Origin of the sequence: Streptomyces sp. NPDC021080 (genome assembly GCF_044333225.1) — a bacterium.
In the GTDB taxonomy this organism is placed as follows: Bacteria; Actinomycetota; Actinomycetes; order Streptomycetales; family Streptomycetaceae; genus Streptomyces.
Genome location: NZ_JBIRQM010000007.1, coordinates 310,176 through 331,314 on the forward strand (window position 1 = coordinate 310,176; position 21,139 = coordinate 331,314).

The 21,139-nt window shown below is 73.0% G+C and carries 17 protein-coding genes; 13 read left to right on the plus strand and 4 right to left on the minus strand.

Annotation, left to right across the window (positions count from 1 at the left end):
• The first annotated feature begins 98 nt into the window (after positions 1-98).
• The 6 genes from lpdA (at position 99) to ACH4S8_RS19670 (ending at position 9,229) form a co-directional block, all read left to right on the plus strand.
• Positions 99-1,487: a dihydrolipoyl dehydrogenase gene (gene lpdA, locus ACH4S8_RS19645; protein WP_398395568.1), complete on the plus strand. Its 1,389-nt coding sequence runs from the start codon at positions 99-101 to the stop codon at positions 1,485-1,487.
• A gap of 147 nt (positions 1,488-1,634) precedes the next feature.
• Entirely contained in the window at positions 1,635-3,416 is a 1,782-nt protein-coding gene (sucB, locus tag ACH4S8_RS19650; protein ID WP_398395570.1) for a 2-oxoglutarate dehydrogenase, E2 component, dihydrolipoamide succinyltransferase, read from the plus strand.
• Between the two features lie 316 nt (positions 3,417-3,732).
• Positions 3,733-4,356, plus strand: a complete 624-nt coding sequence (locus ACH4S8_RS19655) for a GntR family transcriptional regulator (RefSeq protein ID WP_398395572.1) — start codon at positions 3,733-3,735, stop codon at positions 4,354-4,356.
• 296 nt (positions 4,357-4,652) lie between these two features.
• Entirely contained in the window at positions 4,653-7,358 is a 2,706-nt protein-coding gene (gene aceE, locus ACH4S8_RS19660) for a pyruvate dehydrogenase (acetyl-transferring), homodimeric type (protein WP_398395574.1), read from the plus strand.
• Between the two features lie 197 nt (positions 7,359-7,555).
• Positions 7,556-8,527: a helix-turn-helix transcriptional regulator gene (locus ACH4S8_RS19665; RefSeq protein ID WP_398395576.1), complete on the plus strand. Its 972-nt coding sequence runs from the start codon at positions 7,556-7,558 to the stop codon at positions 8,525-8,527.
• A gap of 180 nt (positions 8,528-8,707) precedes the next feature.
• Positions 8,708-9,229 (plus strand): DUF4240 domain-containing protein, encoded by a 522-nt coding sequence (locus ACH4S8_RS19670; RefSeq protein ID WP_398395915.1) that lies wholly within the window; start codon positions 8,708-8,710, stop codon positions 9,227-9,229.
• On the opposite strand, the gene ACH4S8_RS19675 is transcribed toward ACH4S8_RS19670, so the two are convergent.
• Positions 9,193-9,537 carry a hypothetical protein gene (locus tag ACH4S8_RS19675; protein ID WP_398395578.1) on the minus strand — a complete coding sequence of 115 codons (345 nt, stop codon included), beginning with the start codon at positions 9,535-9,537 and terminating at the stop codon, positions 9,193-9,195. The genes ACH4S8_RS19670 and ACH4S8_RS19675 overlap by 37 nt on opposite strands.
• Before the next feature lie 129 nt (positions 9,538-9,666).
• Positions 9,667-10,461, minus strand: coding sequence for a peptidoglycan recognition protein (locus tag ACH4S8_RS19680; protein ID WP_398395580.1), 795 nt, complete (start codon positions 10,459-10,461; stop codon positions 9,667-9,669).
• A 335-nt stretch (positions 10,462-10,796) separates the two neighbouring features.
• On the opposite strand from ACH4S8_RS19680, the gene ACH4S8_RS19685 reads away from it, so the two are divergent.
• On the plus strand, positions 10,797-11,981 hold the full coding sequence (locus tag ACH4S8_RS19685) for a MarP family serine protease (RefSeq protein WP_398395582.1): 1,185 nt from the start codon (positions 10,797-10,799) through the stop codon (positions 11,979-11,981).
• A gap of 66 nt (positions 11,982-12,047) precedes the next feature.
• Here ACH4S8_RS19685 and ACH4S8_RS19690 read toward each other — a convergent pair whose 3' ends face one another.
• On the minus strand, positions 12,048-12,539 hold the full coding sequence (locus ACH4S8_RS19690; RefSeq protein WP_398395584.1) for a GNAT family N-acetyltransferase: 492 nt from the start codon (positions 12,537-12,539) through the stop codon (positions 12,048-12,050).
• A 72-nt stretch (positions 12,540-12,611) separates the two neighbouring features.
• Here ACH4S8_RS19690 and ACH4S8_RS19695 point away from each other — a divergent pair, with 72 nt between their 5' ends.
• Positions 12,612-13,529, plus strand: a complete 918-nt coding sequence (locus ACH4S8_RS19695; protein WP_398395586.1) for a TIGR01777 family oxidoreductase — start codon at positions 12,612-12,614, stop codon at positions 13,527-13,529.
• Positions 13,530-13,801: 272 nt separating this feature from the next.
• Complete coding sequence (locus ACH4S8_RS19700; protein WP_398395588.1) at positions 13,802-15,193, plus strand: NAD(P)/FAD-dependent oxidoreductase; 1,392 nt, start codon at positions 13,802-13,804, stop codon at positions 15,191-15,193.
• A gap of 441 nt (positions 15,194-15,634) precedes the next feature.
• On the opposite strand, the gene ACH4S8_RS19705 is transcribed toward ACH4S8_RS19700, so the two are convergent.
• The gene (locus ACH4S8_RS19705) at positions 15,635-17,107 is read right to left on the minus strand and encodes a regulator (RefSeq protein ID WP_398395590.1); all 1,473 of its coding nucleotides are present in this window, start codon (positions 17,105-17,107) and stop codon (positions 15,635-15,637) included.
• A 334-nt stretch (positions 17,108-17,441) separates the two neighbouring features.
• Between ACH4S8_RS19705 and lipB the strand changes: the two genes are divergently transcribed.
• The 4 genes from lipB (at position 17,442) to ACH4S8_RS19725 (ending at position 20,725) form a co-directional block, all read left to right on the plus strand.
• The gene (gene lipB, locus ACH4S8_RS19710; protein ID WP_398395592.1) at positions 17,442-18,251 is read left to right on the plus strand and encodes a lipoyl(octanoyl) transferase LipB; all 810 of its coding nucleotides are present in this window, start codon (positions 17,442-17,444) and stop codon (positions 18,249-18,251) included.
• A 225-nt stretch (positions 18,252-18,476) separates the two neighbouring features.
• Positions 18,477-19,442 carry a lipoyl synthase gene (gene lipA / locus ACH4S8_RS19715; RefSeq protein WP_037623963.1) on the plus strand — a complete coding sequence of 322 codons (966 nt, stop codon included), beginning with the start codon at positions 18,477-18,479 and terminating at the stop codon, positions 19,440-19,442.
• Between the two features lie 293 nt (positions 19,443-19,735).
• Positions 19,736-19,930: a hypothetical protein gene (locus ACH4S8_RS19720; protein ID WP_398395595.1), complete on the plus strand. Its 195-nt coding sequence runs from the start codon at positions 19,736-19,738 to the stop codon at positions 19,928-19,930.
• A gap of 96 nt (positions 19,931-20,026) precedes the next feature.
• A complete protein-coding gene (locus ACH4S8_RS19725) occupies positions 20,027-20,725 on the plus strand; it encodes a DUF4191 domain-containing protein (protein WP_398395597.1) in 699 nt (232 codons plus the stop codon).
• Positions 20,726-21,139: the final 414 nt, after the last annotated feature.

The following is a 21,139-nucleotide window of genomic DNA, read 5'->3' on the forward strand; positions in this document are numbered from 1 at the left end:
GTAGAAAGAGCGGCCGGACACCAGCCGACCGACCGGTCAACCACCCGTAAGGGACAAAGGTGCCCGGCGTTACGGCGCACATGCATGGAGGACGTGACGTGGCGAACGACGCCAGCACCGTTTTCGACCTAGTGATCCTCGGCGGCGGTAGCGGCGGTTACGCCGCGGCGCTGCGCGGAGCGCAGCTGGGCCTGGACGTCGCCCTGATCGAGAAGGACAAGGTCGGAGGTACCTGCCTGCACCGTGGGTGCATCCCCACGAAGGCCCTGCTGCACGCGGGCGAGATCGCCGACCAGGCCCGCGAGAGCGCGCAGTTCGGCGTCAAGGCCACCTTCGAGGGCATCGACGTACCCGCCGTCCACAAGTACAAGGACGGGGTCATCTCCGGTCTGTACAAGGGTCTGCAGGGTCTCATCGCGTCCCGCAAGGTGACGTACATCGAGGGTGAGGGCCGTCTGTCCTCCCCGACCTCCGTCGACGTGAACGGCTCGCGGATCCAGGGCCGCCACGTGCTCCTCGCGACCGGCTCCGTGCCGAAGTCGCTGCCGGGCCTGGAGATCGACGGCAACCGCATCATCTCGTCGGACCACGCGCTCGTCCTGGACCGCGTCCCGCAGTCCGCGATCATCCTGGGCGGCGGCGTCATCGGCGTCGAGTTCGCCTCGGCGTGGAAGTCCTTCGGTGCCGACGTGACGGTCATCGAGGGCCTCAAGCACCTCGTCCCGGTCGAGGACGAGAACTCCTCCAAGCTTCTTGAGCGCGCGTTCCGCAAGCGCGGCATCAAGTTCAACCTGGGCACCTTCTTCTCGAAGGCCGAGTACACCCAGAACGGTGTCAAGGTCACCCTCGCCGACGGCAAGGAGTTCGAGGCCGAGGTCCTGCTCGTCGCCGTCGGCCGCGGCCCGGTCTCGGCCGGTCTCGGCTACGAGGAGCAGGGCGTCGCGATGGACCGCGGCTACGTCCTGGTCGACGAGTACATGCGGACGAACGTCCCCACGATCTCCGCCGTCGGCGACCTCGTCCCGACGCTCCAGCTCGCGCACGTCGGCTTCGCCGAGGGCATGCTGGTCGCGGAGCGGCTGGCCGGTCTGAAGACCGTCCCGATCGACTACGACGGCGTCCCGCGCGTGACGTACTGCCACCCCGAGGTCGCCTCCGTGGGCATCACCGAGGCCAAGGCCAAGGAGATCTACGGCGCGGACAAGGTCGTCGCCCTGAAGTACAGCCTGGCGGGCAACGGCAAGAGCAAGATCCTCAACACCTCGGGCGAGATCAAGCTCGTCCAGGTGAAGGACGGTGCCGTGGTCGGCGTCCACATGGTCGGCGACCGCATGGGCGAGCAGGTCGGCGAAGCCCAGCTCATCTACAACTGGGAAGCGCTGCCCGCCGAGGTCGCCCAGCTCATCCACGCCCACCCGACGCAGAACGAGGCGCTCGGCGAGGCCCACCTCGCGCTCGCGGGCAAGCCGCTGCACGCGCACGACTGACCGGCCCGGCCGGGGGTTTCCCCCGGCCACCGGCCGTTCCAGTCACCGCGTCGAGCAGGGCTCGACGACGACCACAGACTTCCGCACTTCCCCGAGCCCTCGATCCCGGTCGGGCAGGGGAGACCCCAATAAGGAGCAACAGAAACCATGCCGGTTTCCGTAACCCTTCCGGCACTCGGTGAGAGCGTCACCGAGGGCACTGTCACCCGCTGGCTGAAGGCCGAGGGCGAGCGCGTCGAGGCCGACGAGCCGCTGCTGGAGGTGTCGACGGACAAGGTCGACACCGAGATCCCCTCCCCCGCCGCCGGCATCCTGGCGTCCATCAAGGTCGCCGAGGACGAGACCGTCGAGGTCGGCGCCGAGCTGGCCGTCATCGACGACGGCACGGGCGCGCCCGCCGCCGCCCCGGCTCCCGCCGCCGCCGAGGCCCCGGCCCCGGCCCCGGCCGCCGCTCCGGCCGCCCCCGCCCCGGTCGCCGAGGCCCCCGCGGCCCCGGCCCCGGCTGCTCCCGCCGCCGCCCCGGCCGGTGGCGCCTCCGGCACCGACGTCGTGCTGCCCGCGCTGGGCGAGTCCGTCACCGAGGGCACCGTCACCCGCTGGCTGAAGCAGGTCGGCGAGGAGGTCGCGGAGGACGAGCCGCTGCTCGAGGTCTCCACGGACAAGGTCGACACCGAGATCCCCGCGCCGGTCGCCGGCGTGCTGCTGGAGATCGTGGTCGGCGAGGACGAGACCGCCGAGGTCGGCGCGAAGCTGGCCGTCATCGGCGCTCCCGGCGCGGCTCCGGCCGCCGCCGCTCCGGCCGCCCCCGCCGCCCCCGTCGCGGCCCCGGCCCCCGCCGCTCCGGCCCCGGCTGCTCCGGCCGCCCCGGCCGCCGCCGCCCCGGCTCCGGTCCAGCCCGCCGCTCCGGCCGCGCCCGCCGCTCCGGCCCCCGCGCCGGTGGCCGCGCCCGCGCCCGTCACCCCGGCTCCGGCGCCCGCCGCGACCGCCGGTGACGACGGTGCGTACGTGACCCCGCTGGTGCGCAAGCTCGCCGCCGAGAACGGCGTCGACCTGGCCGCCGTCAAGGGCACCGGCGTCGGCGGCCGTATCCGCAAGCAGGACGTCGTCGCCGCCGCCGAGGCCGCGAAGGCCGCGGTCCAGGCTCCGGCCGCTGCCGCCGCCCCGGCCGCCGCCGCTGCCAAGAAGGCCCCGGTCCTGGAGGTCTCCCCGCTGCGCGGCCAGACCGTCAAGATGACCCGCATCCGCAAGGTCATCGGCGACAACATGGTCAAGGCCCTGCACGAGCAGGCGCAGCTGTCCTCGGTCGTCGAGGTCGACATCACCCGCCTGATGAAGCTTCGCGCGCAGGCGAAGGACTCCTTCGCGGCCCGCGAGGGCGTCAAGCTCTCCCCGATGCCGTTCTTCGTGAAGGCGGCGGCCCAGGCGCTGAAGGCCCACCCGGTCATCAACGCCCGGATCAACGAGGCCGAGGGCACGATCACCTACTTCGACGCCGAGAACATCGGTATCGCGGTGGACTCGGAGAAGGGCCTGATGACCCCGGTCATCAAGGGCGCGGGCGACCTCAACATCGCCGGCATCTCGAAGGCCACCGCCGACCTGGCGGGCAAGGTCCGGGCGAACAAGATCACTCCGGACGAGCTGTCCGGCGCGACCTTCACCATCTCCAACACCGGCTCGCGCGGCGCGCTCTTCGACACGATCATCGTGCCGCCGAACCAGGTCGCGATCCTGGGCATCGGCGCCACGGTCAAGCGTCCGGCCGTCATCGAGACGGAAGAGGGCACCGTCATCGGCGTCCGCGACATGACCTACCTGACGCTCTCCTACGACCACCGCCTGGTGGACGGCGCCGACGCGGCCCGTTACCTGACCGCGGTCAAGGCGATCCTGGAGGCGGGCGAGTTCGAGGTCGAGCTCGGCCTGTAACCCGCACCGCTTCCCCGCGGCACGCTGACACGGCACCCCCGTCCGGACCTCCGGGCGGGGGTGCCGTGTTTCCGTGGCACCCGGGTTCCCCGGCCGGAGGTCTTCCGCCGCGGCCCGGGTTCCGCGATCACTTCGACGGCACGAATCCGGACTTCACCCGGTACGGGCCCGTACGGCCGGGAACACTCTGACAGCGTGTAAGTCTCGTCTCACCTGCGGGAAAGCGCCGCCATGCACCCGACACCGACGGAGTCACGGCCTTATTGTCTAAAGGTCAAGCCCCCGGGGTCTCGCCGCCCCTCGCGAAGGAGCCTTCATGACCGCGCCCGTCGTCCACTCGCTGCGCGAACAGATCCGCGAGCACATCGTGGAGGGGATCGTCAGCGGGCGCTGGAAGCCGGGCGAGCGGATCGTGGAGCGGCGGATCGCCACCGAACTGGAGGTCAGCCAGACCCCGGTGCGCGAGGCTCTGCGCGAGCTGGAGTCGCTGCGGCTGATCGAGTCGGCGCCGAACAAGGGCGTCCGGGTGCGGAACCTGACGGCGGCCGACCTGGAGGAGAGCTACCCCGTACGAGCCGGTCTGGAGGCCATCGCGGCGGAGCTGGCGGCGGGGAAGCTGGCGGAGGACTGCTCGGCCCTGGAGCCGCACGTGGCGGCGCTGTACGAGGCCGACCGGCTGGCCGACGGGACCGGCCAGGTGCGGCACACCGTGGGCTTCCACCGCGAGCTGGTCCGGGCGGCCGGGAACTCCGTGCTCCTGCACACCTGGGAGGGCCTGGGCATCGAGGTCTTCACGGCCCTGTCCATCCGCTGGCTCGGAACCGTGCAGCAGTCGTACGCGGAGGAGCACGAGGCCCTCGTGGACGCCTTCCGGCGGCGCGATCCGGGGATCGCCGACCTCGTCAAGGCCCACGTCCTCGGCTGCGCCCCGCGCCCCTGAGGGACCTGCCGACGGCGTCGGCGCAGGGGAGCGCACCCGCGCTCAACCGTGCTCCCACCTGCGAAAACAGTCACTTTTCACGGCACCCGGTGCCTGCCTCCAAGGCACCCCGTGCCGACTTTCCGATCTGAAGAGGATTTCCCCCGGAATCCTTTGATCGATCATCGATCAGGGGGTTACAGTCCTCGACGGGCTCCCACAAGAGCCCGCCGCCCTGTCCTGCCATAGACCAAGGGCACCTCCCGAAAACCCCTTGCCGACGAGGGAACCCCCCTCCGCATCCGGAAGGCGGCGCAATGACCGACCCCACCGCAATCCAGCCGAGCGAGCTCGACCAGCTCCCGGACCGCGACCCCGAGGAGACCGCCGAGTGGCAGGCCTCCCTGGACGCCGTCACCCAGGCGGCCGGGCCGCACCGTGCCGCGTACCTGATGCGCCGCACGCTGGAGCGCGCCGAGGGCAACGGTCTCGCGCTGCCCAAGCTGCTCGAGACCGACTACGTCAACACCATCCCCACCGCCGCCGAGCCCGCCGTGGACGGCGACGAGGCGATGGAGGCCCGGATCACCGCGTGGAACCGCTGGAACGCGGCCGCGATGGTGACCCGGGGCGCGAAGCACGGCGTCGGCGGCCACATCGCCACCTTCGCCTCCGCGGCCTGGCTCTACGAGACCGGCTTCAACCACTTCTTCAAGGGCAAGGAGGGTGACGGCTCCGGCGACCAGCTCTACATCCAGGGCCACGCCTCCCCCGGCATCTACGCCCGCGCCTTCCTCGACGGCCGGCTGACCGAGCAGCACCTGGACAACTTCCGCCAGGAGTCGGGCGGCGCCGGTCTCCCGTCGTACCCGCACCCGCGCCGGCTGCCCTGGCTGTGGGAGTTCCCGACCGTCTCCATGGGTCTCGGCCCGCTGTCGGCGATCTACCAGGCCCACTTCAACCGCTACCTCACCAACCGCGGCATCAAGGACGTCTCCGCGTCCCACGTGTGGGCGTTCCTCGGTGACGGCGAGATGGACGAGCCGGAGTCGACGGCGGCACTCGCACTCGCCTCCCGCGAGGGCCTGGACAACCTGACCTTCGTCATCAACTGCAACCTGCAGCGCCTCGACGGCCCGGTCCGCGCGAACTTCAAGATCGTGCAGGAGCTGGAGGCCCAGTTCCGCGGCGCCGGCTGGAACGTCGTGAAGTCGCTGTGGGGCTCGGCCTGGGACGAGCTGTTCCGGCTCGACACCACGGGCGCGCTCGTCCGCCGCCTGCGCCAGGTGCCCGACGCGCAGGTGCAGACGTACCAGACCCGCGACGCCGCCTACATCCGCCAGGACTTCTTCGGCGCCGACCCGGCGCTCGCCGAGATGGCGAAGCTGCTGAGCGACGACAAGATCCTGGAGTGCTTCCACCTCTCGCGCGGCGGCCACGAGTCGCGCAAGGTGTACGCGGCCTACCGCGCCGCCCTCGCCCACAAGGGCGCGCCGACGGTGATCCTGGCCCAGACGGTCAAGGGCCACACCCTCGGCCCGGGCTTCGCGTCGAAGAACGCCAACCACCAGATGAAGAAGCTGTCCACGGACGAGTTCAAGCAGATGCGTGATCTGCTCGAACTGCCCATCTCCGACAGCCAGTTCGTCGACGGTGTGGTCCCCTACGGCCACCCGGGCGCCGACTCCCCCGAGGTCCGCTACCTCCAGGAGCGCCGCGCGGCCCTCGGCGGCCCGGCCCCGGCCCGCCGCACGCACGCCGTGGCCCCGCTGCCGGCCCCCGCCGACAAGGCGTTCGCGTCCTTCGACAAGGGCTCCGGCTCGCAGAACGTGGCGACGACGATGGCGTTCGTCCGCCTCGTCAAGGACCTGGTCCGCGACAAGGAGACCGGCCGCCGCTGGGTGCCGATCGTCCCGGACGAGGCCCGCACCTTCGGTATGGAGTCGCTCTTCCCGTCGCTGGGCATCTACTCGCCCAAGGGCCAGACGTACGAGCCGGTCGACCGCGACCAGCTGATGTACTACAAGGAGGCCAAGGACGGCCAGATCCTCAACGAGGGGATCACCGAGGCCGGCTCCATGGCGGACTTCATCGCCGCGTCCACCGCGTACTCCACGCACGGCGAGACGATGATCCCCTTCTACATCTTCTACTCGATGTTCGGCTGGCAGCGCACGGCCGACCAGATGTGGCAGCTCGGCGACCAGCTCGGCCGCGGCTTCCTGGTCGGTGCCACGGCGGGCCGTACGACCCTGACCGGTGAGGGTCTCCAGCACGCCGACGGCCACTCCCCCGTCATCGCGGCGACGAACCCGGCGGCGCTGTCCTACGACCCGGCGTTCGCGTACGAGATCGCCACGATCGTCAAGGACGGTCTGCGCCGGATGTACGGCGAGGCGGCCCCGGGCGAGGACCAGGACGTCTTCTACTACCTGACCGTCTACAACGAGCCGATGCCGCAGCCCGCCAAGCCGTCCGGCCTCGGCATCGACGAGGGCATCGTCAAGGGCCTGTACCGCTTCAACACGGCGGAGTCGGCGGGCCTGAACGTGGCCGCGGCGAACGCCCCGCGCATCCAGCTGCTCGGCTCCGGCACGGCGATCCACTGGACGCTGGAGGCGCAGAAGCTGCTCGCCGAGGAGTGGGGTGTGGCCGCCGACGTGTGGTCCGCGACCTCCTGGACCGAGCTGCGCCGTGACGCGCTGGAGGCCGACGCGGCCCTGCTGCGCGGCGAGGAGCGGGTGCCGTTCGTCCGCCAGGCGCTCCAGGGCGCCGAGGGCCCGGTGCTCGCGGTCTCCGACTACATGCGCCAGGTCCCGGACCAGATCGCGCAGTGGGTCGAGCAGGACTGGTCCTCGCTCGGTGCCGACGGCTTCGGTCTCTCCGACACCCGCGCGGCGGCCCGCCGCCACTTCGGCGTGGACGCGCAGTCGATCGTCGTCGCCGCGCTGGCGCAGCTCGCCCGCCGCGGCGAGGTCAAGGCGTCGGCGGTGAAGGAGGCCCGGGAGCGCTACGGCCTGTAGTGCCCGGGGAGTGAACCCGGAGAGGGGGGTACGGCGAGCGCCGTACCCCCCTCTCGGCTTTCCCGGCCCCGCGCGGCGGCCGTCCCGGCTTCACCGCCTTTCCGGCGGTCCTCTCGGGGCGCCGGTCCCTTCCGGCGGCCGTCACGGGTCCCGCCGCCCGGCCCCGCGCTGTCGGTGGCGCCCGGCATCATGAACCCATGCGTGCCGCTCGTCTGATCAAGATGGTGCTGCTGCTCCAGGCCCGCGCGTCGATGACCGCCGCCGAACTGGCGCGGGAGCTGGAGGTGTCCGAGCGCACGGTCTCCCGGGACGCGCAGGCGCTGTCGGAGGCGGGGATCCCGGTCTACGCGGACCGGGGCCGGGCCGGCGGCTACCGCCTGGTCGGCGGGTACCGCACGCGGCTGACGGGACTGGCGCGCAGCGAGGCGGAGGCACTGTTCCTGAGCGGGGTGCCGGGGGCGCTGCGCGACATGGGCCTTCAGGACACGGCGTCGGCGGCCCGGCTGAAGGTGTCGGCGGCGCTGCTGCCCTCCGTCCGGGACGCCTCGCGGTCGGCGGCGCAGCGTTTCCATCTGGACGCGCCCGCCTGGTTCAGCGAGCCGCGGGCGCCGGAGCTGCTGCCCGCGCTCGCGGACGCGGTGTGGGACGACCGCCCGGTCCTCGCGCGCTACCGGCGCGGCGGGGCGGAGGTGGAGCGGACGCTCGAACCGTACGGGCTCGTCCTGAAGGCCGGGCTCTGGTATCTGTGCGCGCGGGTGGCGGACACGGAGTCCTTCCGGGTGTACCGGATCGACCGGTTCACCGCCGCCGAGCCCGGCGCGGAGCGGTTCCGGCGGGACGACGGGTTCGATCTGCCGGCGTTCTGGGCGGAGCGGGCCAAGGAGTTCGCCCGGTCCGTCCTGCGGTCCGAGGTCGTCGTACGGCTGTCCCCGGAGGGCGTACGACAGCTGCCGTACGCCCTCGGTCCGGCGTCCGCGAAGGAGGGGCTCGGCGCGTCCGGCGCCCCCGACGGGCACGGCTGGGTGACCCTCACCCTGCCGGTCGAGTCGGAGGAGATCGCCCGGATGCAGCTGCGGGGGCTCGGGCCCGAGGTGGAGGTGCTCGCTCCGGCGGCCCTGCGGGAGCGCTGCGCGAAGGACGCGGCCGAGGCGGCGGCGCTCTACCGGTGATCGCGAGGGGTGGATCGCGCGTCGCCGGAGCGGTCCGGGGAATCGCCTGCCTCCGCCCGCTTCAGATGCCCGCTTGAAATCCGTACGAACCCGATGGTTTTACCTTCGGCATGTGCATGCATAACAATCTGCGCCACTCCACGTGCGTCCCTCCCACGCAGGCCCGATGCTGGACCCGTGATGGACGAGACGGAGTTCTGGCAGCTGGTGGACACGACCCGCGAGACTGCCGAGGGCGACCCCGAGGAACAGGCCGATCTGCTCGTCGAGCGGCTCGTCCAGCTGGACCCGGACTCCGTCCTGGACTTCGCCCGGCACTTCGAGTCCCGCTACAACCGCGCGTACCGCTGGGATCTGTGGGGCGCGGCCTGGGTGCTGCTCGACGGGGCCAGCGACGACGCCTTCGACTTCTTCCGGTGCTGGCTGATCGGCCAGGGCCGGGACGTCTTCGAGGGGGCAATGCACGACCCCGACACGCTCGCCGAGCTCCTGGACGACTTCGACGAGGAGATCGACGGCGACGGCGAGGAGCTGGGGTACGCGGCCGACGAGGCCTATGAGCAGCTGACCGGTGCCGTCGCGCCCGCGCTGGGCATCCCGACCCCGCCCGCGGAGCCCGAGGGCACCCCGCTCGAATTCGAGAACGAGTCCGCCGTCGCGGAGCGCTATCCCAAGCTGTGGGAGCGCTTCAGGGAGGACTGAGAGGACCGGCGGGAGCCGTGGGAGGGGCGGGGGCCGGAGGGGTCCGCGGGGACGTGCGCCTGCTGTCGGCCGACGCGCTCCGTGTGGTGCTGCGGGGCCGCGTTCGCCCGGTCCAGGGCCGACGCCGTGACCGCCGCCGGGCCGAGGACGACCGTCACCACGGCGCACAGCACCGCCCACGGACCACGCGCCGCCTTCGTCCGGCCGTCGCCCGCCACCGCCGCCTCCGCGTCCTGCCCGCCCCCGGTGCGCCCCGCGTGCGCCCCGCTCCCCGCGCGGCGCGCGGGCTCCGTCCGGCTGATCCTCATGATCCCCGCCTCCTGTCGGTGCGTACGACGCCGTACGACGACGTACGGCGACCGTAGGACGCGCGGCTCTGGAGAGGCTGTGAGCGGCCGGGGGCACTGCTGTGACCGCCCGCCGGGCGCGTCGGGCGGTCAGCGGCCCTGGTAGCGGGCCGCCAGGTCGCGGATCTCGGGAAGGCGGGCGCTGAGGGCGGCGCCCGGACAGCGGGTCATGAAGGCCGCGTCGTGGCCGGAGACGGTGGAGAGCACGGCGGCGGTCCCCGCGGCGTAGCGGCTGAGGCTGTTGCTGGAGACGAGGCGGACGGTGCCCCGCGGGTCCACATCACTGAGCCCGAGTTTCCAGGCCACGAGACGGGCGATCGCTTCGGTCATCGCCTTCGGCACCGGCGATCCGGCCGTGAACGTGCCGATCGCGGCGATCCCGGTGGAGCGATGGTTGAACCCCTGGGTGTGCGCCCCGGTGACGGGCCGGTCGACACCGCCCGCGCGGCCCTCGTAGATCGTGCCGCAGCGGTCGACGAGGAAGTTGTAGCCGATGTCGTCCCACTGCTTGGCCCCGGTCTGGCCCGCGTACACGTCACGGATGACGCGGGGCGCGTCGGCGCAGTCGTAGCCGTTCGGCGAGTCGGTGTGATGGATGAAGACGGCCACGACTCGGTCGTCGTAGCGGGGCGGCGGCTGCTCGCGCGCGCTCGCCGCGTCGAGCCACTTCGACCGCGGCACGATGGGCGGCCGGGCGACGGAGTGGGGGACGGGGCGGGGGACGGTGATCCGGGCCACGACCGGGGGCGGGGCGGGGGCGCGGGCCGCCCCGCGGTCCACTCCGGCCGTGCACACCACCAGCGCCAGGAGGGCGAGCAGGCCGGGCACGCACCCGAACAGGACGAGGACCGGTCTCGACAGCCCGATGGGCGCGCTCCGGCGCACACCGGAGGGTACGGGGGCGCACGCGGCGCGCGCCGGGCCGGTGCGGGCCCGCGGCGCCGGGCGTCCGTGGCGCCCGCGCCATGCGCGGCGGGACGTTCCCTGCCCGGTCCGTATTCGAGGCCCCCGCGGCTTCCGGAAGACACGCATGGAGCCACCCTGACCCGGATCCGCGCGGGCCGCGATGTGTGGTGTGCCACCTGGTGGAACCATCAGGCGTGTCCGGGACGTTTTTACAGGTCCACGGGTGTGTGTCCGTTTCGGCGGCACCGAACGCGCGTGGCTGATCACTGGGCCCGCCCGACGCGTACTAAGGGGCCCTAGAGAAAGGCGGCTCCGTGGACGTTCTCGACCTCCTGCTGATGCTGGTCATCCTGGTCTACGCGGCGTCCGGGTACCGCCGCGGCCTGGTGGCCGGCTGTGTCTCGCTGGCCGGCTTCGTGGGCGGCGCCGTCATCGGCGTATGGGTGCTGCCGTGGATGATGGAGCTGGTCACGGCGGGGACACAGGCGGCGACGGTCACGGCGGTGCTCACGGTCCTGGTGCCCGGCGTGGTGGGCCACGAGCTGGCCGGGCGGCTGGCGCTGAAGCTGCGCCGCGAGCTGGACCAGGGGCCGCTGCGGGTGGCCGACGGGATCGGCGGAGCCGCGGCGAACACCCTGGCCGTGCTGCTGGTGGCCTGGGTGGCGGCGAGCGTCCTGGGCGCGTCCTCCTCGACCGTGGTGACGCAGTCGATCCGCAACTCGGCGCTGCTGGGCGCCGTGCAGAACTCGATGCCGGAGACCACGCCGACCTGGTTCTCGCGCGCGACCTCGGCCCTCACGGAGGCGGGCTTCCCGCAGGTCTTCAACCCCTTCGAGAACGAGCCGACGGCCGGGGTCGCCAAGCCCTCCGGGGACAGTGTCACGCCGTCCGCGACGAACGCCGCCAAGCTGAGCACCGTGAAGGTCGAGGGCACCTCGGGCAACCAGGGCCGGGAGGGCAGCGGCTTCGTCTACGCCCCCCAGCGCGTGATGACCAACGCGCACGTGGTGGCGGGCATCGACCGGCCGACCGTGCGGGTGGGCGGGGTCGGCCGCCTCTACCGGGCGCGGGTGGTCCTCTTCGATCCGCGCAAGGACGTCGCCGTCCTGTACGTGCCGGCCCTGCGGGCGCCCGTCCTCCACTTCGACGGGGTCGCCTCGCGCGGCGACTCCGCGGTGGTCGCGGGCTACCCGCAGGACGGCGGCCTCGATCTCCAGGCGGCCACCGTCGCGAGCCGCATCAACGCGACGGGCCAGAACATCTACAACTCCGGCACGGTCACCCGCGAGATCTACTCGATCCGCTCGACCGTCCGTCCCGGCAACTCCGGCGGGCCGCTCCTGACGACCGACGGCAGGGTGTACGGCGTGGTCTTCGCCCGTTCCACCTCGGACGACGAGACGGGTTACGTCCTGACGGCGCACGAGGTCGCAGGCGACGCCCGCAAGGGGGCGCACGCCACGGCACGCGTGGACACGGGCCACCTCGTCACCTCCTGACCCGGGGCGGTGTCACCCTCCTGCCCCGGGCCGGGTTCCGGGCCCGGCCCGGTTCGGCGGAGCCGGTCAGAGCGGGCGGCCCATCAGGACGTCGTCCACATAGACGCCGTCCAGCAGGAACTCCCCGGGCAGGATCCCCTCGACGACGAACCCCTCGGACTCGTACAGACTCCGCGCCGGGGTGTTGTGGCCGAGCACGCGCAGGGTGATGCGCCGGGCCCCCTGGCGGCGGGCCTCCTCGCCCGCCGCCCGCAGCAGCGCGCGCCCCACCCCGGCGCCGCGGACGTCGTCGGCGACGGCGAGTCCGAGGATCTGCCGGACGTGCGCGTTGCAGGCGAGCGCGGTCGGGAAGCCCAGCCGGACGTATCCGGCCAGGCGTCCGTCGAGCTCGGCGACGAGGTGGTCCCGGGGGCCGAACCGCTCGCTGTAGAAGGGTTCGTACGGCGGCCGGGGGCGCGGCATGACCGCGTGCAGCGTGGACCACGTGTCGCGGTCGATCCGGCCGAGCGCGTCCTCGTCGTCCAGGGTGGCGGTGCGTATCCGCGGAGCAGCTGACATACCGGTCACTGTACGACCGCCGCGCGGCGGCTCCTTCCGTGAAGTCCGCGGCGGCGCGGGCAGGATGGAGCCATGAGCGACTCACCGCTGTCCCCGGGCTCCCGCATCGCGATCGCCGGCGCGTCCGGCCTCATCGGCTCCGCGCTGGCGCGCTCCCTGAGCGCCGAGGGACACGAGGTGGTCCGGCTCGTGCGCCGTGAGCCGCGTTCGCCGGACGAGATCCGCTGGGATCCGCAGCGCCAGCGGATCGACGCGGTGGGGCTCATCGGCTGTGCCGCGGTGGTCAATCTGGCGGGGGCCCCGGTCGCGGGGCGACCCTGGACGCGCGCGTACAAGCGGACGATCCGGGACAGCCGGGTCCTCGGGACGGCGACGCTCGCGGAAGCGGTGGCCTCGCTCGACGAACCGCCGCGGGTCTTCGTCAACGGGAGCGCGATCGGGTTCTACGGCGACACCGGCAGCCGCGCGGTGGACGAGTCGGCGCCGCCCGGGGACGGGTTCCTGCCGTCCGTCTGCGTGGAGTGGGAGGAGGCGACGGCTCCCGCGCAGGAGGCGGGGGTGCGCACCGTGCTCCCCCGGACCGGGCTCGTGGTGGCCCGCGAGGGCGGGGCCTGGGCCAGGCTGATCCCGCTGTTCCGGGCGGGCCTCGGGGGGCGGATGGGGAACGGGCGCCAGTACTGGAGCCACATCGCGCTGCACGACGAGGTGGCCGCGATCCGCCATCTCATCGACACCGGGTCACTGTCCGGGCCGGTCAATCTGACCGCCCCCGACCCGCTCACCAACGGCGAGATCACCGAGGCCATGGGCCGGGTCCTGCACCGCCCGACCCTCCTGACCGCGCCCGCCCCGCTCCTGCGCCTCGCCCTCGGAGACCTGGCCGAGGACGTCCTGGGCAGCCAGCGCGTGCTGCCCACCCGTCTCCTGGAATCCGGCTTCACCTTCGCGTTCCCCTCGATCGAGGGAGCACTGCGGGCGGCGCTGGGCTGAGGAACGCCGTCCCGGGGGGCGGCGCCGTGCCGGGCCGTGCCGAGAAGGCGGCGCCGCCTCGAACCGGGCCGCCCGGGACACGTGTTCCGGCCCGGGCGGGTCCAACCGCCCCCGCCGGGCGGGCACATGCACCCCCCATGCCCCCGTGCACGGCCGCCGCGCGACTTCCGCACCGTGGCCGGACCTCGCACCCTCGTTCCGAACTCGGGTATCCCAGAAGCGTGTTGGGGGCATGACGTCCCCACCGGCCGCGCAACCTCGAGGAGGGGCACGTGCTAGAGCCCGCACGCCACGCCACGCACACGGCAAGGTTCACGCAAGACGTCGACGTCGTCGTCGTGGGAGCCGGTGCCGCCGGCCTCGCGGCCGCACGGCACCTGACCGGGGCGGGGCTGAGGACCGCCGTTCTGGAGGCCGCCCCCCATGTGGGCGGCCGCATGTCGACGGAGAAGATCGACGGCTTCCGGCTGGACCGGATCGGCCGGCTCCTGTCCACCTCGTACCCCGAACTGCGCCACGCCCCGGGCCTGAGCGGCCTCGTCCTGTGCCCGTTCACGCCGGGCGTGCTGCTGCACAGCGACGGCCACCGCCACCACACGGGCACGCCCGGCACTCCCCGGAGCGCGAGGGGCGCACTCACCACCGCGCGCGCCCTCGCGAGCGCCCCCCGGCTTCCGCTGCCCCGGCCCGCGCGCGGAACCACCCGCCCCGGACCGCTCGGCAGCCCCCTCGACCAGTCCCGTCTCGGCATGGCCCTCGCGCGGCTCGCCTCCACCCCGCCGGAGCGTCTGCTCGCCCGCCCGGACCTCACCGCGGCCCGGGCGCTGACCGCCCGGGGACTCCCGGCCCGTACGGTCGACGCCTTTCTGCGCCCCCTTCTCGCGGCCCTGCTGTGCGACCCGGAGCTCGGAACGTCGAGCCGCCTCGCCGACCTCGCGCTGCACTCCTTCGCGACGGGCCGGCTGTGCCTTCCCGAAGGCGGCGCGGACGCGCTCCCCGAACTGCTCGCCACCGCCCTCCCGCCCGGCACCGTGCACACGGGCGTCGAGGTCACCGCCGTGTCCACGACCCGTGTCACGACGAAGGACCACGGTGAACTCCGCTGCCGGGCCGTCCTGCTGGCGACCGGGGCGCGCGCCGCCGCCGGGTTCCTGCCCGGACTGCGCGTCCCCGCCTTCCACCCGGTGACCGTCCTGCACCACACCACGGACGAACCGCCGCTGACCGAAGCGGCGCTGCTCCTGGACGCCGACCGCAGCGGCCCGGTGGCGCACACGGCGGTCGTCAGCCAGGTCGACCCGACCCGGGCCCCCGCCGGCCGTGCCCTGATCTCCTCGACCGTGCTCGGCACACCGCCCGCCGCGGCCCACCTGGACGCGACGGTCCGCGCCCAACTGGCCCGTCTCTACGGCACGTCGACGACCCGCTGGGAACTGCTGGCGGTCCATCACGAGCCCGAGGCGGTCCCGGCGATGCCGCCGCCGCACGATCCGCGCCGCCCTGTACGGCTGCTCGCGGGCCTGTACGTGTGCGGTGACCACCGGGACACCGGCACGGTGCAGGGCGCGCTGCACTCGGCCCGGCGGGCCGCCCACGCCCTCCTGACGGACCTGGACATCCGCCCGGCCCCGTTAGCGGAATCCCTGGAGCCGGCCGCCGCCTGACCCCGGTCCCCGCCCCCGTACGACTCCGGCACGGGGCCTCACGACGCCGACGGCGGGTCCCGCGACCCGGCACGGGGCTCCGGGCCCTCCGAAAGACAGACCCCGGCGGACGGGCCCCACTCCCGCCCGCCGGACCGGGCCCCCGGGGGCGGACCCCGCCCCCGGAAGGCCCTCCGGGGCCCCGGAGGGCGAAGCCCGGCTCCGGCCGGCGGACCCCTCCCCGGGAAGCGGCCCCGCCCCGGCGGAACGACTCCGGCGCCGGTGGGCCGGTTCACGCGGGCCGAGGGCGGACCTCCGTCCCCGGCGGGCGTGTCGGGCTTCCCGGTCTCCGGTTCCCCAGGCCGGAGACCGGGGACGGTCCGGCGGATCAGGGCGGAGACACGGGGCAGGCCCGTCCGGCGGCACCGCACGGCACCTCGGCCCCGCCGGACAGGCGCCCGCTCAGCTCAGCGCGGCCACCTTGTCGCGGTAGCCGCGGACGGGGGCCGCGTCCTTGTACGGTTCGAGCCGTTTCTCGAAGTCCCGTACGTACTCGACGGCCCGCGCCGACCGCATCTCCGCCGCCTGCCCGGCGGCCTCCGCGCCGAGCAGACAGGCCTGGTCGAGCTCGCCGAGCCCGAGCCGCGCCGAGGCGAGCACCACCCGGCAGAACAGCCGGCTGCGGGCGTAGCCGGGCGCCCGCAGCTGCAGCGAGCGTTCGGCGTGCTGCGCCGCCGCCCGGAACTGCTGGAGGTCCCGGTGGCAGTGGCCGAACTCGTCGGCGAGCTGGGCCTCGTCGAAGTACCGGGCCCAGTGCGGGACCTCGTCGCCGGTGCGGGACGCCTCCAGCGCGCGCTCGGCCCGCACCAGGGAGGCGGTGCAGGCCCGTACCTCGCCGAGCACCCCGTGGCCGCGGGCCTCGACGGCGTGCAGGAGCGCCTGCACGACCTGCGGCCCTCCGGTGCCGAGGCCCTGCTGCGCGACCCGGGCGAGCTGCACGGCCTCGCGCCCGTGACCGAGGTAGACGGCCTGCCGGCTCATCGTGATGAGCACGTAGGAGCCGTACACCCGGTCGCCGGCGGCCTGCGCGAGGCGCAGCGCCTGGACGAAGTACCGCTGCGCGAGTCCGTGCGCGCCGATGTCGTACGACGTCCAGCCGGCGAGCCGGGTGAGGTCGGCGGCGGCGGCGAACAGATGCCGGCCGGTCTGCTCCCCGTAGGCGCCGCGCAGCATCGGCTCGGCCTCGTGCTCCAGATAGCGCACCAGGGCCTGACGGGCGTGGCCGCCGCCGTAGGCGTGGTCGAGGGCGCGGAAGAGTTCGCCGACCGAGCGCAGCGCGGCGATGTCCCCGCCGCTGACGCGCTGGCCGGGGCCCCGCTCGGTCCGGCCGCGCCGGGACGAGGGTCCCCCCTGCTCGGGCGGTGCCGTGAGCTTGGGCGCCGCCGGGCGGCCCTGGGCGGGGATGCGGGCCGGCTGGTCGCCGCGGGCGACCCGGTCGTCGGCCCGGCCGATCAGCCAGTCCCGGCTGGGCACGACGAGCCCGGCCGGGGTGAAGGCGATCTTGCGGAGTTCGGCGTGGCTCCCGGAGTCCTTGCGCCACAGGCCGCTGACGATGTCCACGGCCTCCTCGGGGGTGGCGGCGAACTCCAGCCCCGCGTACACGGGCGCGCAGGCGTCGAGCCCGAGGTCCTGCGCGCTCAGACGCCGGCCGAGACGGCGGGTGAACACCTCGGCGATGAGCGCCGGGGTGGTCCCGCGGGGCTGCTGGCCCCGCAGCCACCGGGTCACCGATGTCTTGTCGTATCTCAGGTCCAGTCCGTGTTCGAGTCCGAGCTGGTCGACCCGACGGGCGAGACCTGCGTTGGAGAACCCCGCTTCTGCGATGAGCGCGGCGAGCTGTCGATTGGGCGTGCGCTGCGCGGGTCGTTCCGTCATCTGCGGTGCGGTCTCCTGCCTTCGGGTCTCCGAGGGGCCTCGGGGGCGGCGCGAGAACGTGCTCGCGCCGCCCCCGAGGCACCCCCGTGCCCGGATTGCCTGTGAGCAGCCCTTATGGCCTCAGTGAACGGCGCGAATGTAGCGGAGCGTGAGCACGTCATCGCACACATCGACCCTCATTCATCCGATCGTGTGAGTATTGGCCGTCGGGCTGACGCGGGACGGACGGACGTACAGTGGCGTGGGCGCGCCACGGACCTGACGAAAGGTTCCTCCGCGTGCCCCGCACGGGGAGGAACCACGTGCCCGAGGAGCTTCTAGGGAGGCGCTTGCCGTGAGTGAGTTGCGGTTCGTCCGCATGGGATTCGGTGCCGAGGCCGTCGAGTACCAGGAGGCGTGGGACGAGCAGCGTCGCGTGCACGCCGCCCGGTTCCTGGACGAGATCCCCGACACCTGTCTGCTCCTGGAGCACCCCCCGGTCTACACCGCGGGCCGGCGCACGGCGGACAACGAGCGGCCCCTGGACGGCACCCCCGTCATCGACGTGGACCGCGGCGGCAAGATCACCTGGCACGGTCCGGGCCAGCTGGTCGGCTACCCCATCCAGAAGCTCCCGCGCCCCGTGGACGTCGTAGCGCACGTACGCCGTCTGGAAGAGGCGCTCATCCGCACCTGCGCGGAGTTCGGCCTGGAGACGAGCCGGGTCGAGGGCCGCAGCGGCGTCTGGGTCCTCGGCGACGCCAAGGACCCCGCCCAGGGAGCCGCCTCCGGGCTCGGGGGCCTCTCCCTCGACTTCGACCCCCGGCTCGAGGACGAGGAGTTCGACCCGCGGCTCAACGGCCCGGAGTACGCCCCGTCCAACGCGGGCCAGCGCCGCGAGGACCGCAAGATCGCCGCGATCGGCATCCGCGTCGCCAAGGGCGTCACCATGCACGGCTTCGCACTGAACGTGAACCCGGACAACGCCTGGTTCGACCGGATCATCCCGTGCGGCATCCGCGACGCGGGCGTCGCCTCCCTCGCGGGCGAGCTGGGCCGCGACGTGACGATCGCCGAGGTCCTGCCGGTGGCCGAGAAGCACCTCGGGGACATCCTGGCCAACGCGGACCTGAAGCCGCGCGTCGTCGAACGCGCCCCCGCCTAGAACCCGCGGCCGCGCGTCGTCGTACACGCGGCCACCGGACCCCACCCCCGCCCGGAACACCCGGCCGCGCGTCGCCGAACGCACGCCGGCCCCGGACCCGCATCCCCGCGGCGGAACGCCTCCGGGAATGCACCCCCGCTCCCGAAGGTTGCCCACGGCGGGGGCCGAGCACCGCACGGGCGTACCCTGGTGTACGCCGAAGAATCGAAGTTACAGGGAGCCGATGTGTCCGCAGTCGCACCCGACGGACGCAAGATGCTGCGCCTGGAGGTCCGGAACAGCCAGACCCCCATCGAGCGCAAGCCCGAGTGGATCAAGACCCGGGCGAAAATGGGTCCCGAGTACACGAAGATGCAGGGCCTGGTGAAGAGCGAGGGCCTGCACACGGTCTGCCAGGAGGCGGGCTGCCCCAACATCTACGAATGCTGGGAAGACCGCGAGGCCACGTTCCTCATCGGCGGTGACCAGTGCACACGGCGCTGCGACTTCTGCCAGATCGACACCGGCAAGCCCGAGGCCCTCGACCGCGACGAGCCGCGCCGGGTCGGCGAGTCCGTCGTCACGATGGACCTGAACTACGCCACCATCACCGGCGTCGCCCGCGACGACCTGGAGGACGGCGGCGCCTGGCTGTACGCCGAGACGGTCCGCCAGATCCACGCGCAGACCGCGGGCCGCGAGGCCGGCCGCACCAAGGTCGAACTGCTCGCCCCGGACTTCAACGCCGAGCCCGAGCAGCTCGCCGAGGTCTTCTCCTCGCGCCCCGAGGTCTTCGCGCACAACGTCGAGACGGTCCCGCGGATCTTCAAGCGGATCCGTCCGGGCTTCCGCTACGAGCGCTCGCTCAAGGTCATCACCGAGGCCCGTGACTACGGTCTGGTCACGAAATCGAACCTGATCCTCGGCATGGGCGAGACCCGCGAAGAGGTCAGCGAGGCGCTCCAGCAGCTGCACGACGCGGGCTGCGAGCTCATCACGATCACGCAGTACCTGCGCCCCTCCGTGCGCCACCACCCCGTGGAGCGCTGGGTCAAGCCGCAGGAGTTCGTGGAGCTCAAGGAGGAGGCCGAGGAGATCGGCTTCTCCGGCGTCATGTCGGGCCCGCTGGTCCGCTCCTCGTACCGGGCCGGCCGCCTGTACCAGATGGCCGTCGAGAAGCGCGGCGCGTACGTCGCCTCCCAGGCGGTCTGATCCCCCGAACGGCACACGTTGCGAAAGGAAAGCGGTGGCACCGAGTGCCACCGCTTTCGTGTGAATCCGCGCACAAGCAACTCGCCCTTCACAACGGCCCGTTCACACCCCCTCACGGCATCCCCGCAGCTGAACGCCGCGTCAGGAAAGGGTCAGGAAAAGGACCCGCGGTATCAAGGCTTCATTGGTGTTTGACCGCTCGGTCACGTACTGGTAACACCAATCAGTGACTCTGGTTCCACGTCACCCACATCCCCGTCCGAGCCCGTCGATCCCGAGGGGGGATCTTCATCATGCAGGCCGCGCCCGTACGCGCCACCGCGATTCCGTCGTTCACCGATGCACTGCGTGCCGTCGAGTCGCTGCTCATGAGCAGCGGGCAGCGCACCGCCCGCCGCAACGCCTGGACCTCCGTCCTGGAGGACCGCCGCCGCGCCAAGGACCGGGTCGAGGCGCAGCGCGTGGTGGAATCCGTCACCCGCTCCTGACCGACGCGCCGTCGGCCGCCGTCCCCCGGGCAGAGCGGTCCAGCTCACTCCGTACTGCCGTCGTCCGCGCCTCCCGGGCCACGTAGACTCGTGGGCATGGCGAGGAAGGAACCCGCAGCGGACGCTGCGAACCCCGGGCGACTCAAGCAGATCGCTCTGACGTACAAAATGACCCGCAAGGCCGATTCCAAGATCGGTCTTGTACTCGCGGCTGTCGGAATTCTCACCCTCGGTGTCTTCCTCGCGATCGGCTTCTTGATCGGCCACCCGGTCTATCTCGGGATTCTCGGGCTTCTGCTCGCCTTCCTCGCGACCGCGATCGTGTTCGGGCGCAGGGCCGAGCGGGCAGCCTTCGGACAGATGGAAGGCCAGCCGGGCGCGGCCGCGGCGGTGCTCGACAACATCGGCCGTGGCTGGACCACGACTCCGGCGGTGGCGATGAACCGCAGCCAGGACGTGGTGCACCGCGCCGTCGGCAAGGCCGGCATCGTGCTGGTGGCCGAGGGCAACCCGAACCGGGTGAAGAGCCTGCTGGCCGCCGAGAAGAAGAAGATGGCGCGGATCGTCTCGGACGTCCCGGTGCACGACATCGTCGTGGGCACCGGCGAGGGCCAGGTGGAGCTGAAGAAGCTCCGCACGACGATGCTGAAGCTGCCGCGTGTGCTCGCCGGCCCCCAGGTCACGGCGACCAACGACCGGCTGCGCGCGATGGGCGACCTGATGAGCAACATGCCGCTGCCGAAGGGCCCGATGCCCAAGGGCATGCGGATGCCGCGGGGCGGCCCGAAGCGGTGACGCTCGCGCTCGCTTGACCAGTCCTACGACGATGGGGCGCCCGGAATCCTCCGGGCGCCCCATCGTCGTTCGTACCTCACCCCCGCCGTGCCGGTCCGCCCCCACGGTGCCGGTCCGCCCCCGCCGTACCGGGCGCCTTGGCCGCGGGCCTCCTCACCCGCCGGAGCCACCCCGGCCGTGGAACCACTCCTGATTGCGGGGCACCCGCCGTCGGCCGCCCCGCTGCGCCGGGCCGCCTTGGCCGTGGGCCCCCTCGCCGGCCGAAGCCACCTCGACCGCAGGACCGCTCCCGGTCGCGGGGCACCCGTCGTCGGCCGCCCCGCTGCGCCGGGCCGCCTTGGCCGTGGGCCCCCTCGCCGGCCGAAGCCACCTCGACCGCAGGACCGCTCCCGGTCGCGGGGCACCCGTCGTCAG